Consider the following 14284-nt stretch of genomic DNA (forward strand, 5'->3'; position numbering starts at 1 on the left):
CTTATAATCTGCTATTCGAAATAGGTGGTCAAGAGTTGAGATGGGAAAGTCGTCAGCCGCTAAGTGGATGATAATGTTGCGCGAAATTGGCTGCGGGCATTGATAAGGTAAATTCCGATTCTAACGAGCTAATCGGCATTACGCATAATGACAAAGCGCTTTCCCTTAGAAAGCGCTTCTTTCTATTAAGCCATGCGATTATCGAGAATGCTGAAGCACGTGTTGTCTTACCGCGTCTAAATCGTCTGGCGTGTCGACACCCGCCGGTGGAGTGACAGCGGCAACATCAACATGAATTTTTTCACCATGCCACAGTACGCGCAATTGCTCGAGACTTTCAATATGCTCAAGCGGGCTTGGCTGCCAATTAAGATACGTCGAAATAAAGCCAGCTCGATACGCATAAATACCGATATGACGAAGCAAAGGCTGTACTACTTTTTGCGACGCAAAATGATCACGATCCCACGGGATACTGGCACGGCTAAAGTACAAGGCATAGCCTTCTTTATCGGTCACCACTTTCACCGCATTCGGATTAAACACTTCTTGCGGGTCAGAAATACTGACTCCCAATGTAGCCATCGGCGCCGTACAATTTTGCAAATTATTAGCAACTTGCTCAATCACTTGCGGCGGAATTAAAGGCTCATCCCCTTGCACATTGACGATAATCGTATCTGCAGGGATGTGCTTAAGTTTAACAACTTCGGCCAAACGTTCAGTGCCCGATTGATGATTCGGTGATGTCATACACACCTCACCACCAAACTCACGCACTACACCAGCGATACGTTCATCGTCAGTTGCGATAATCACGCTTTCAGCTCCAGCCAAACATGCTTGTTCATAAACACGTTCAATCATAGTTTTACCCACGATATCCGCTAACGGTTTACCGGGTAAACGGGACGATTGATAACGTGCCGGAATGACGACCGTGAATGACATTTAGCGTCCCTCGTCCATACCTAATGAACGCGCATCACTTTCTAGCAACACGGGGATACCTTCTTTGATTGGATAGGCTAAGCGATCCGCCTTACAAATCAATTCTTGTTTATCTTTATCGTATGCCAATTTATTCTTGCACACAGGGCAAGCCACAATCTCAAGAAGTCGATGATCCATAACGTTCTATTACCTCTGTAATTTTTTTCATAATACGATGCGTATCACGTACACTAATCTCAGCAGAAACAGGCAAATACCACCAGTTTTCTTGCGCAAATTCTCGGCATTTCACTGCATCTTTTTCAGTCATAATTAAGTGTTTGCCTTTCGCACTTAATGCCTTGATATCTGATTGTGAAAACGCTTTATGATCGGCAAACCCTTCCTGTGCAATCAATTTAGCCCCCATTGCCTGTAAGGTAGCAAAAAAGCGCGGAGGATGGCCAATACCTGCCATCGCGACAAGGTTTTCTAGCTCAACAACACGACGCGTTTCGCCGCTCATCAAGTTAATGGCCAGATCCGGCTTTAAGCTCATGGCTATTTCACCCTGTTTGGGAATACCACCATTGGTGATGATAAAATCCACTTTAGTCAGGCGAGATATAGACTCACGTAATGGCCCTAACGGCAGCAGTTTATGGTTGCCAAAACGGCGCACACCATCGACCACAACAAATTCAACATCTCGTGCTAAAGCATAGTGCTGTAAACCATCATCGGTAATCACCACATCAATCTCACAATTCGCCAGCAACGTTTTCACCGCTTGTGAACGATTCGGGTCAACGCACACAGGTGCTCCGGTTCGTTGGTGGATAAGCTTGGGCTCATCACCACAATGGTGTGTTGAGGTTTCATTGTCTACTAATAACGGGTACTGCGGTGCTTTGCCTCCATACCCTCTTGAGACAACGCCGGGCTTATAGCCTTGGGCGATCAGCTGTTCAACCAACCAAATCACGGTGGGAGTTTTGCCATTACCACCAGCAGTTAAATTGCCCACAACGACGACAGGAACGCGAGCACGGTAGGATGGCTTTTTGCCTTTCAGATAACTTTTGCGGCGAGAGTGACTCACCAGGCGATAGATGAGACTCAGTGGCCATAATAATGGCCACATTAGATAATAGAAAACCGTTTTCTTAAACCATATTTTATTCATCACGCCTTATCACCAAATTGAATGGTATGCAGTTGTGCATACGCTCCACCTTTGGCCATTAATTCATGATGTGAGCCGCGCTCAATGATCTGTCCTTCATCGACAACGAGGATTTGATGAGCACTTTCAATGGTTGATAATCGGTGAGCAATCACCAAAACAGTCTTATTCTTCTGTAGCTCTTCTAAGGCGGCCTGGATCGCACGCTCAGATTCTGTATCTAGGGCAGAAGTCGCTTCATCTAAAATCAGTACTGGTGCGTCACGTAATAAAGCGCGAGCAATGGCTAAGCGCTGACGTTGTCCGCCCGATAAGCTGGTCCCGTTTTCACCAATCATGGTATCTAGGCCTTGTGGCATAAGATTAATGAATTCCATGGCATGTGCCAAACGAGCCGCTTCTTCTATTTGCTCACGGGTGTAATCATTTTCTGCCGCGTATGCGATATTATTCGCGATAGTATCGTTAAATAGATGTACGTTCTGCGAGACAAGACCAAAGTGACAACGTAAGTTTTTCAACTTGTAATCACGAATATCATGCTCATCTAACTGAATAGAGCCAGAATCTACGTCATAAAAACGCGTAAATAGGTTCGCGATGGTTGATTTACCTGAACCAGAACGCCCGACTAATGCCACTGTTTTACCCGCAGGGATCTCAAACGAGACATTTTTTAATGCAGGCGTCTCTTTTGTCCCATAAGTAAAGGTAATATCATTAACGGTCACGTCACCACGGACAACATCGGTTTCATACATACCCGTGTCTTTCTCTCTATCCATATCCATGAACGCAAATAGCGTTTGGCTCGCTGCCACCCCTTTTTGTAATTGTGACGTGACACCGGTTAACGCTTTAATCGGGCGCATTAGCATAAACATCGAGGTAAATACCACCGTGAATGTACCGGGTGTTAACGTTTGACGAATATCATCGTAACTGGCTAAAAATAACACCGTCACAACGGCTACTGAGGCAATCATTTGAATCAATGGATTGGCGATGGCTTGGGTAGAAACAAGTTTCATTGACTGCTGGCGCATGCGGTTGCTGACTTTATCAAAACGTTCCGCTTCTACTTTCTGACCACCGTAGCTTAATACGACTTTGTGGCCTTTCAGCATTTGCTCTGCCGATTCTGTCACTTTACCCATGGCCGATTGCATGTTTTTAGAAATCTTTCTAAAGCGCTTAGAGACAATACCAATCGCAATGGCAACAAGCGGAGCAATGACAATTAACACTAATGAAAGTTGCCAGCTATGCCAAAACATTAACGCCAATAAACCAATAATACTGGCCCCTTCACGCACAATACTCACCATGACACGGCTTGTCGCGTTCGCTACTTGCTCTGTATCATAAGTAATGCGAGAAAGTAGGCTACCGGTTGATTCTTTATCAAAAAAGCTCACCGGCATGTGCATAAACTGCTTAAATACCGCGCGGCGCATCATCATCACCACATTGCCAGAGACCCAACTCAAACAATATGTTGAGATGAAACCACTCGCACCACGCAATACCATTACCCCAATAACAATAAAGGGCAACGTTTTAAGAAAATCTGACTCTGCTTTTCCGAAACCTTCATCAAGCAAAGGCTTCAGCAGTGACATCATATAAGTATCTGATAACGCATTAAGAACGAGCGCTATAGTCGCAACAAACAACCCTGCTTTATACTTACGAATGTAAGTCCATAAACGTTTGAAGGTTTGCCAAGTAGTTTCGTCAGTATTTATCGACATAGAAATAATATCACTGGTTAAAAAATTCTCCCTATTCTACCCCGTTACGCAGCATCTGCCTATACCATCGCTGGTTATCATCTGACCTCTTCGTCATAATTTTCACGTTATTGACGCTAAAAAGTCCGGAAATTTGCCCAGACTCACCTGTATCCAACCAAATTGCCCCTGATTGGCGATACCGCTGTACCACGACTGGCGAAGGTAATCCCCAATGACTGCCTTTATTGACTGACGCTAAGGCCCACTTCGGGTGGACCTTTGTTATCAATTGTTGAGTCGAGGATGTGTTACTACCATGATGGGGGACAACCATTATTTGTGCGGTTAAATCTGGCTGGTGTCTGACTAAGAGCCACTCGCCCACTGCATCCACATCACCCGTCATTAACAGCGCATGCCCGTACAAATCCCGTACGCGAATCACACAAGAGTGTTGATTATAAGCTCGACGAACAAGATTTGGCGGCCACAAGACTTCAATATGCAAGGCTCCCCACCACCAATTGCGGCCGCGAATACATGGCTGCCCACCGGGGATGGCTTGGCTTGAATAAACGGCGACATTCGGAGTATGGCGTTGCAATTCAACTAACCCTCCTGAATGATCATTATCGAAATGGCTGACAATAATCGCGTCTAATTGTAAACCGCGCTTTGTTAACATCGGCAAAATCACGTTTTGCGCCATACTGCCCTTACGCCAGCTCGCGCCCGTATCAAATATTAAAGCTTTATTTCCTTGAGAAATCATGGTGGCTAAGCCATGCCCAACATCAAACACATCCACCTGCCAAGTGGTTTTCTGGGGGTGATAAACCCATTCCGCCGCCGCGAGCGCGACGATAAAAAGCACACCATGGGGGGTGAATACGTCTCTTAATCGCCATATGATAAAACTCGCGATCATCAGCCACATTACAGTGTCACTAATGGGTAACCATCCAGACTCCACCTTGTCTAGCACATACAATATGGGCGAGAGACTACGTTCACCTAACTGCCATATCCAAGAGTGATACTCCACATGGCTGACTAAAGCTAACAAAGCAATCAATAATACCGGCACAACAACGTAACTGAACCACGGGATGAAAATAAGATTTAACAACAATGAAACATAACTGATGCCATTAAACAGCCAGATACTTAATGGCAGGAGGCATAGTGAGATACCAACCTGCAGCCACACCATTTGCTGCCACCAATGAGTAGGGAAATTGGGCCGAGCAATCAAATAGAGGATCACCACAACCGCACCGAATGATAGCCAAAAGCTACCTGAATAGCTGGCAAAAGGATCAACAGCAAACACCACGGCGAGAACAAACAACAAACGCCAGATCGTTGACACCTGCAACTGTAGACGCAAAACCATCACCATCGTCAAGCACATGATCATCGCGCGCATCGTTGGGATCGTAAAACCAGCCAACCATGCATAACTTCCTGCCACACAGAGTCCTAGCCACCAAGGCGTCCACAACAAAGAAGAATAACAACGACTCACTAACTGGCCGCATAAACAACCGAAACCAAAGGCGATACCAATGTGCAGCCCCGAAATGGCCACGAGATGCGATAAACCACTATTACGCAATCCACTCCATTGCTCAGTCGTCAATAAACTACGGTCACCAAATAACAGTGCGAGGATCATGCCTTGAGCGGGATCCCCTGCGGTCACGGCGCTCACTTTTTGGTAAACATCAGATAACAATGAAGGTTTAGTCAATATTTGATAACGAGAATTAGAGATGACCCGCCCTTGCGCCACCCATCCTTGACTGACGGCGTATTTTTCATAATCAAACCCAACACTATTAAGCTGCCCATAAATAGGCTTAACCGTAATAGAGAAATGAACTTGTTGACCGGGATAAAGTCTTATAGGAGACAGCAGTTTAATGGTCGGCTGTTGCCACCTGGACAGTGTTTGTTGATTGATCGCGATGACTTTTACCTGCCCACGATAGCCTGCCCGTGATGGAGCAAACACGTGCTTTACCGTCGCCTGAATTTGCATCGACATTCCAGACTGAAAAATTGCGTGTTTTTGTACTCGCATTAACTGGCAATGTGTTAAGATCAGCGACACTGCGATTGCCATACCGAAACAGCGACGCAACCTTGGTATGACGGAGCTAACAATAACAATAATTCCAGTACTCAATACCGCGCCCCAACCCGGAATGGAGGGCCATAAAGGTGAAGACATCATCGTGAGTACAAATGTCATCAACGTCCATTTAGAGAAGAAGCGAGTCATAGCCCCCATGCCTAGGAAATTAATTAAGCGGTTAATGCCTAACCATGAAGTCATCAAACGTCAAAAGGCATTAAAAATTTTCGGCAACCTGTTATATAACCCGAACTTGTGGTGTTTAAACCGTCGTTCGGCTGCCGGCGCTTTCGCAGTGGGCTTATTTATGGCGTTTATTCCTCTACCAAGCCAAATGATCATGGCCGCGGGCTTAGCGGTAATGTTCGGTGTCAACCTGCCTTTATCCATCGCATTAGTATGGATTACGAACCCAATTACTATGCCGGTTATTTTCTACTTCACTTACAAGTTAGGGGCTCTTGTGATGCAAATGCCGCCGCAAAGCTTTCATTTCGAGCTAAGCTGGCAGTTTTTACAAACCCAATTCCATACTATTTTCGTTCCATTATTTGTTGGTAGTGGTATATGTGCTGCAGTGGCCTCTATTATTGGTTATTTCGGTATCATGGGCTTGTGGCGCTATTCTGTCGTGCGTAGTTGGCAAAAACGTCAAAGTAATAAAATAGCGAAACTATAAAGACGGCCGTTAATCTCAGCGGGTCTTGAATGTAAAGCTAACGAAGTTTACGTGATGAAAGTAGTTAACGGCATGATAACCGCGAGACAGTCAGCACTTTTTGATGTAACGCCAATCCTCATTTGCTTATCACAATCCCTACCCGCTCTATCAGTGTCATCAAAATGACTGGCACAAAAAAAGGACCCGTAGGTCCTTTTTATTTATCCAGTCTGTTTACTTACCGCTCAGTACTCGTGCAGGGTTAAGCTGACTGGCTCGTTTGGCTGGATACCAAGTCGCCAACAGACTTAATACAATCGCGGTTCCAGAAACTAAAATGACATCGCTGGCATGTACTTGTGATGGTAAGAAGTCGACAAAGTAAATATCGCCTGACAAAAAGTGATGCCCAACGATATGTTCAAGCACTTTAACAATCGAGGTAAGATTCCAAGCCAGTACGACACCACATACACTACCAACAAGACTCCCTAATACTCCGGAAAAAATACCTTGCCACACAAACACACGTTTAATTAAGCCATCATTGGCCCCCATCGTACGTAAAATCGCAATCTCAGAGGCTCTGTCTTTCACTGCCATCATTAGCGTGGAGACGATGTTAAAGCTAGCCACGCCAATCACTAAGATCATGACAAGATACATGATGGTTCGTACCATATTTATATCACGATACAAATAGCCATATTTTTGCTTCCAACTCCGCAGATATACATATTGGTTCAGTTGCTGACCAACATATTTAACAATTTGTGTGGCGTGAAAGACATCATCCACTTTAATGGCAACTCCTGTCACGGTGTCACCCATGCGAGTATACTGCTGAGCATCCGCCATCGGTAATAATGCTAGGCTGTGGTCGATTTGGCCGTTTAATACTAACAACCCTGTGACTTGTACACGTACGCGCTGTGGCGCCTCGACTCGGCCAACATTATTGGTTTTGGGGATCATCAGTGTAATGTAATTCCCCACTTTCACGCCCAGCTTGTCTGCGACCCCTTTACCTAAAATAACTTGCTTATGATTTGGCTGAAATTTCTGCCATGCATCGCCCGTCACAAACTCAGATAACTGCGATACCTGGCTTTCTTTTTGCGGATCAACGCCACGCACTTGTATTGCTTTAAGTTGCTTACCCCGCTCAGCCAACGCCGTAAAACGGACATAAGGAGCCGATGCGATGACTTGCGGGTCTTGCTCCGCCTTAGCACTCATCGACTGCCAGTCTTTAATTGGCCCTTTGACGCCCTCGAATTCACCATGAGGAATAACCGACAACACACGGTTTTTCAGCTCGTGCTCAAACCCATTCATCGCCGAAAGACCGATGATGATAACGGCCACCCCCACCGCAATCCCGATGGTTGAGGAAATCGAGATAAACGACACCATTTTGTTGCGCTGTTTGCCGCGGCTAAAGCGTCGGCCAATAAAAAGCGATAAACTGGAGAACACTTACGCCTCCTTCTTAGTTTCAACAAGCAGCCCATCTTGCATGAACATTTGACGATCCATCTTGGCGGCCAACTGCGTATCATGAGTCACGACTAAAAACGCGGTGCCAGATTCTTGGTTGAGTTCGCGCATCAAATCATAAATCGACAATGCCGTTTGATGATCTAAGTTACCGGTTGGCTCATCCGCTAATACTAAATCTGGTTTATTCACTAACGCTCGAGCGATAGCAACGCGCTGCCTTTCCCCTCCCGATAACTCTGACGGACGATGCTCGGTACGGTGGCCTAGCCCAACACGTTCTAATAACGCTTGCGCGGTTTGCTTGGCTTGCGACACTTTCATACCACCGATTAATAGTGGCATAGACACATTTTCCAGCGCGGTAAAATCGGTCAATAAGTGATGGAATTGATAGACAAATCCCAGGTGTGTATTCCGAATTTTCGCCTGACGGTTAGAACTTAGCGCGCTTAAATCATGCCCTAAAAACGACACACTACCTTCAGAAATGTCATCTAACGCGCCCAAGACGTGTAAGAGTGTACTTTTACCAGAACCAGACGAGCCGACAATCGACACCAATTCACCCGGCTTCATATCAAAACTGACACCTTGTAATACTTGGGTTTGGAATTCGCCTTCTTGATACGTTTTATACACGTTCTGACAAGATAATAAATTATTCATAACGTAAGGCCTCAGCGGGTTTTACAGTAGATGCTCTGAAAGACGGAAATAAAGTTGCGAGTAAACTCAAGGCAATCGCTAAGATAATCACGACCACAATTTGCCATGAATTGATAACAACAGGGAGAGAACCACCTAGAGAATAGAGATCGACACCAACGGCATGCAGAATGGTATTAAGGTTGTCGGCTAATAATATACCTAAACTCCCACCGACCAATGCACCAATCACTCCACTGCTGGCGCCTTGCACCATGAAAATGGCCAATATTTGGCGATCGGTCATACCTTGGGTTTTTAAAATGGCCACTTCCGGTTGTTTCTCCATCACAACCATAATCAAGGCTGAAATAATGTTAAACGCCGCAACGCCCACAATCAGCCCTAGCATCAGCCCCATCATATTTTTCTCCATACCAACAGCTTGGAATAGCTCGCCACGTTGCGCGCGCCAGTCACTCCAATGCCAGCCCGGAGGCAGTGCATGGTGAGACAGCTCACCGACAACAAATGGGTCATCAAAAAACAGACGCCATCCTGATATCGTGTCAGCAGAATAATGCAGTAAACGACCTGCGTCTGCTAAGTGAGTAATGATTAACTGAGAGTCCACATCAGAGCCTGTATTAAATAAGCCTGCCACACGAAAATTGCGCTGGCTAGGAATGCGCCCAAATGGCGTATACTGACTGGCACTGGTGACCATTAAACGGACTTTGTCGCCAATTTTCACATTCATCTGGCGAGCTAAGCTCTGCCCCAGAAACACACGGTAGCTACCGGCTTTGAGCTTTTTAATGCTGCCCCCCACAAGGTAACGAGCTATTGGGTCGTTCTCTTGCGGCTCAATACCAATCATCATACCAGCGCTTAGTTCACTGGAGCTCTGTATCACAGCATCGCTGTGCACAATAGGCTCAGGTGGCCTAGACGTCGACAATTGACGAATAAACTCTGGTGGCGTTTTGGTACGCGCTGTTTTATCGTAGTCTTGTGATACGACTGCTTGAGGTAATACCCCAAGAATGCGACTTTTCAGTTGTGATTCAAAACCATTCATCACTGAAAGTACGGTTACTAGCGACATCACACCAATAGTGATACCAGCGGTTGACATATAGGAAACAAAGCGACTAAAACGATCACCAGAGCGACCTCTTAGGTAACGCAGCCCTATAAAGATTGAAATTGGATGAAACATAATACAAACCATACTACTTGAATGGCGTTACTGTAACGGGAATCACGCTCAGGTTGTAGCTTTTCTTTGCTAAATCTCTGTAAGAGACGCGGTCATTCACGTTTATCCGCCTTCACTAGCTTGATTAGTTGGGCTGTATGACGATAATCAAAACAAGCATAATGAAGGAACTTAACATGAACGACCAAGAATTTTTTATCGTACATCATGCACTGACTATCAATGTCGAGCCACTAGGCCATGACTTTTTATTGCCGACGGTAGAAAGATTCGAGGCAGAGATCCCAGCACCTTTTATTGTCGCCAGTGAGTTTAGTCATTTAGATTCAATGACCGAACAGGCGAAGTCTGAACTTAAAAACAATAGCTTCGGACACGTTTGCCAATTACTTGACACACAAAATGCCAAATTAAATTTATTATTAACATTTATGCTGTCCCAGCAAGATGACGAAAGCAGGCGTTATAAAACAACCGCCTTTGGTGCAAGCCAATTTTCATACTTGGCGGATAACACGCTCGCGATTGATACCCGAGTAAGAGCCAAGTTGTTTTTAGAATATCCCGCTGCGGCTATCTATTGCTATGGGGTTGTCACTCAATGCGAAGAGGGTGAACAAGGCAACGAAATTACGGTAAGATACGAATTACTTAGAGAAATCGATCAAGATCTTCTTATCAAAAGCGCTTTGCATCAACAGCAAAAATTACTACGTCAACGTTCACTCGACCGGAATAAATAATAACAAGTCATATGACAATACAGACCTTATTGCCACTCGTTGCGTCCACTGGCGCAGGCGACAAAAAAGTAAACGCTAATTTACCTGGCGCGAGTCTAGCACTTGCGATCGCAGAACTTGCCGCGACGCACTCAAGCCATACCGTATTAGCCGTGCCCGATCCACAAACTGCGCAGCGTATTCTACACGAGATAGAACAATTTCTTGATGCGGAAATTGCTCTTTTCCCAGATTGGGAAACGTTACCTTACGATCATTTCTCACCGCATCAAGAAATCATATCTGACCGTATTTCTCGTTTATATCGCTTACCGAATCTCACACAAGGCGTCACCATCGTTCCTGTGAGTACTTTGCTACAACGCCAATCACCGCGTAGTTATTTGCTACAAAATACCCTGATCGTCAACCGCGGCGACGAGTTTTCTTTAGATAAATTACGTCATCAGCTAGAAAGTTCAGGCTATCGCCATGTCGATCAAGTGTTTGGCCCTGGCGAGTATGCCAGCCGTGGTTCGATATTAGATTTGTTCCCGATGGGCAGTAACATCCCATACCGTTTTGATTTTTTTGATAATGAAGTCGATACCATTCGTACTTTTGATCCGGAAACACAGCGTTCAATTGATGAAATCGATAATGTATGCTTATTACCTGCGCATGAATTCCCAACCACTGACGATGCAATAGAAACATTCCGTAATCATTGGCGGCAACGTTTTGAAGCGCGTCGAGAGCCCGAATCGGTCTACATGCAAGTGTCTAAAGGCACTTGGCCTGCTGGGATAGAATATTGGCAACCACTGTTTTTTGATACGACGGACACTCTGTTTGATTACTTACCAGAGAATACACAGATTCTCACGCTCGGTGCCTTAGAGCCATCTGTTGACCATTTCTTAGCCGACACCGCGATGCGTTACGATCAACGCAATGTCGACCCGCTACGTCCGTTATTACCGCCCGCCGAACTATGGCTCAAGAAAGACGAGTTGTTTGGTCAGCTCAAACGATGGCCATTAGTGCAGCTTGATATTGACGCTGTAGACAATAAACCCGGTCATCACAATCTGCCATTACAAACACTGCCAGATTTAAGTGCCAATCAACAACAAAAAGAGCCCTTTGCTAAACTGCGTAAGTTTTGTGAATCTTTTCGCGGTAAATTGGTGTTTTCTGTCGAATCGGAAGGTCGACGCGATGCATTATTAGAATTGTTGGCACCTTTAAAACTGCGTCCAACCTATTTTTCATCGTTCTCTCAAGCACTGGCAGACGACGCATCACTCTGTTTAATCACTGGTTATACCGAGAATGGCTTTGTATATGAGGAGGCACCACTCGCACTCATTTGCGAAAGCGATATTTTAGGTGAACGCGTATTGCAACGTCGCCGTAAGAATAACAAGCACCAAACTAACAGCGATGCGGTGATTCGTAATTTAGCCGAGCTCAAGCCCGGCCAACCCGTGGTGCACATTGATCATGGTATTGGTCGCTACTTAGGGTTACAAACGCTAGAAGCTGGTGGCATGACCACTGAATATGTCACGCTAGAATATCAAAACGAAGCCAAACTCTATGTGCCGGTTTCATCTCTTAACTTGATCAGCCGATACTCTGGCGGCGCAGACGACAGCGCGCCACTGCATAAATTGGGCGGAGAAACCTGGGCCAAAGCAAGACGCCGTGCAGCAGAGAAAGTCCGCGATGTCGCCGCCGAGTTACTGGATGTCTATGCCAAACGCGAGCTCAAGCCCGGCTACCCATTTAAACTAGACCCAGAACAATACGCTAATTTTAAAGCGACGTTCCCGTTTGAAGAAACCGACGATCAGGCGACAGCCATCAATGCTGTCCTCGCTGATATGTGTCAAGCAAAAGCCATGGATCGCTTAGTCTGTGGGGATGTTGGCTTTGGTAAAACGGAAGTCGCGATGCGTGCCGCTTTCCTCGCGACCGATAACAATAAGCAAGTCGCCGTTTTGGTCCCGACCACCTTGCTCGCTCAACAACACTTTGACAACTTTAGAGACCGTTTTGCCAACCAACCGATTCGTGTTGAAGTATTATCACGCTTTAAATCAGCCAAAGAACAAAAAGCGATCATGGCAGATATAGAAGAAGGCAAAGTGGACATCGTCGTCGGAACCCATAAGCTACTTTCTAATAACCTCAAATTTCGCGATCTTGGCTTACTTATTGTTGATGAAGAACACCGTTTCGGCGTTCGTCAAAAAGAAAAAGTCAAAGCAATGCGTGCGGATGTGGATATCTTAACCCTTACCGCAACACCGATCCCTCGTACCCTAAATATGGCAATGAGTGGGATGCGTGATTTATCTATTATTGCCACACCACCCGCTCGGCGCCGCGCGGTAAAAACCTTTGTACGCCAAAATGAAAGTGGCGTGGTCCGTGAGGCGATTTTACGCGAAATTATGCGTGGTGGTCAGGTTTACTTCCTGCATAACCAAGTGGAAACCATTGATAAAGTCACAGCGGATTTAGAAGCCTTAATTCCTGAGGCGAGAGTTACCGTCGCACACGGCCAAATGCGCGAGCGTGAATTGGAAAAAATCATGAACGATTTTTACCATCAGCGTTATAACGTTTTAGTGTGTACGACCATTATTGAAACCGGCATTGATGTACCGACCGCCAATACGATTATTATGGATCGTGCCGATAATTTAGGTTTAGCACAATTACACCAGTTACGGGGTCGCGTAGGACGCTCACATCACCAAGCCTATGCGTATTTATTAACGCCCCCCCCTAAAGCGATCACGAAAGATGCCGTCAAACGTTTGGAAGCGATTGCTTCTTTAGAAGATTTAGGCGCCGGATTTACTCTTGCGACTCACGATTTGGAGATCCGTGGCGCGGGTGAATTATTGGGAGATGAACAAAGCGGTCAGATTCAATCGGTTGGATTTAGCTTATACATGGAAATGCTCGATCAAGCGGTGGAAGCCTTAAAATCAGGCAAAGAGCCTTCGCTCGATGAACTGCTGCGCGAGCAAACAGAAATAGAAATTCGCATTCCTGCGCTATTACCTGAGGATTATATCCCAGATGTGAATACACGCTTGTCGATGTATAAACAGATTGCGAGCGTCGACAGTGAAGAGGTATTAACCGAACTCAAAGTGGCCTTGATTGATCGCTTTGGCGCGCTACCAGAAGCGACACAAAACTTATTAACGATATCACAACTCAAACTCCATGCAGCACGCTTGAAAGTAAGTAAAATTGAAGCACATGAACGCGGTGGATATATCGAGTTTTATCCGAATGCTGACATCAACCCGATGTTTTTAGTTAAGCTTCTACAAGCGCAGCCTCAACAATTTTCAATGGATGGTCCAACCAAATTTAAATTTACCATGCCACTGGTGGATCGTAGAGAGCGGGTCGAATTTATTAAACGTATGCTGGCCGAGTTTGAGCAAAACTTATTACCAGCGGCCTAGTTTTTCGCTATCGAGAGGGGTAGCTCGCTATCCCCTACT

At 45.6% G+C, this 14284-nt stretch carries 11 protein-coding genes; 3 read left to right on the plus strand and 8 right to left on the minus strand.

Translation table 11 applies throughout. The annotated features are described in order from the left end of the window. Positions 1 to 198: 198 nt before the first annotated feature. From kdsB to OCU30_RS07535, 5 genes are read right to left on the minus strand one after another with little or no spacing between them, the layout of a single operon-like run. Positions 199 to 951, minus strand: coding sequence for a 3-deoxy-manno-octulosonate cytidylyltransferase (gene kdsB / locus OCU30_RS07515; RefSeq protein WP_077312576.1), 753 nt, complete (start codon positions 949 to 951; stop codon positions 199 to 201). Further along, entirely contained in the window at positions 952 to 1131 is a 180-nt protein-coding gene (locus tag OCU30_RS07520) for a Trm112 family protein (RefSeq protein WP_077312574.1), read from the minus strand. It abuts the gene before it with no gap. Then, positions 1112 to 2122: a tetraacyldisaccharide 4'-kinase gene (gene lpxK, locus OCU30_RS07525; protein WP_077312572.1), complete on the minus strand. Its 1011-nt coding sequence runs from the start codon at positions 2120 to 2122 to the stop codon at positions 1112 to 1114. The genes OCU30_RS07520 and lpxK overlap by 20 nt, the downstream gene beginning before the upstream one ends. After that, entirely contained in the window at positions 2119 to 3873 is a 1755-nt protein-coding gene (msbA, locus tag OCU30_RS07530; protein ID WP_077312570.1) for a lipid A ABC transporter ATP-binding protein/permease MsbA, read from the minus strand. The genes lpxK and msbA overlap by 4 nt, the downstream gene beginning before the upstream one ends. A 31-nt stretch (positions 3874 to 3904) precedes the next feature. Further along, positions 3905 to 6196, minus strand: coding sequence for a DNA internalization-related competence protein ComEC/Rec2 (locus OCU30_RS07535; RefSeq protein WP_077312568.1), 2292 nt, complete (start codon positions 6194 to 6196; stop codon positions 3905 to 3907). On the opposite strand from OCU30_RS07535, the gene OCU30_RS07540 reads away from it, so the two are divergent. Beyond that, a complete protein-coding gene (locus OCU30_RS07540; protein WP_077312566.1) occupies positions 6150 to 6674 on the plus strand; it encodes a DUF2062 domain-containing protein in 525 nt (174 codons plus the stop codon). The two genes, OCU30_RS07535 and OCU30_RS07540, sit on opposite strands and share 47 nt — an antisense overlap. A 216-nt stretch (positions 6675 to 6890) precedes the next feature. Here OCU30_RS07540 and lolE read toward each other — a convergent pair whose 3' ends face one another. From lolE to lolC, 3 genes are read right to left on the minus strand one after another with little or no spacing between them, the layout of a single operon-like run. After that, positions 6891 to 8135 (minus strand): lipoprotein-releasing ABC transporter permease subunit LolE, encoded by a 1245-nt coding sequence (gene lolE, locus OCU30_RS07545; RefSeq protein ID WP_077312564.1) that lies wholly within the window; start codon positions 8133 to 8135, stop codon positions 6891 to 6893. Next, positions 8136 to 8825, minus strand: a complete 690-nt coding sequence (gene lolD / locus OCU30_RS07550; protein ID WP_077312562.1) for a lipoprotein-releasing ABC transporter ATP-binding protein LolD — start codon at positions 8823 to 8825, stop codon at positions 8136 to 8138. It abuts the gene before it with no gap. After that, positions 8818 to 10026 carry a lipoprotein-releasing ABC transporter permease subunit LolC gene (gene lolC, locus OCU30_RS07555; RefSeq protein WP_077312560.1) on the minus strand — a complete coding sequence of 403 codons (1209 nt, stop codon included), beginning with the start codon at positions 10024 to 10026 and terminating at the stop codon, positions 8818 to 8820. The genes lolD and lolC overlap by 8 nt, the downstream gene beginning before the upstream one ends. 176 nt (positions 10027 to 10202) lie before the next feature. Here lolC and OCU30_RS07560 point away from each other — a divergent pair, with 176 nt between their 5' ends. Both OCU30_RS07560 and mfd read left to right on the plus strand, forming a co-directional pair. After that, complete coding sequence (locus OCU30_RS07560) at positions 10203 to 10769, plus strand: PilZ domain-containing protein (RefSeq protein ID WP_077312558.1); 567 nt, start codon at positions 10203 to 10205, stop codon at positions 10767 to 10769. Positions 10770 to 10780: 11 nt separating this feature from the next. Continuing rightward, entirely contained in the window at positions 10781 to 14245 is a 3465-nt protein-coding gene (mfd, locus tag OCU30_RS07565) for a transcription-repair coupling factor (RefSeq protein WP_077312556.1), read from the plus strand. Positions 14246 to 14284 lie beyond the last annotated feature (39 nt).

Source organism: Vibrio palustris (assembly GCF_024346995.1).
In the GTDB taxonomy this organism is placed as follows: domain Bacteria; phylum Pseudomonadota; class Gammaproteobacteria; order Enterobacterales; family Vibrionaceae; genus Vibrio; species Vibrio palustris.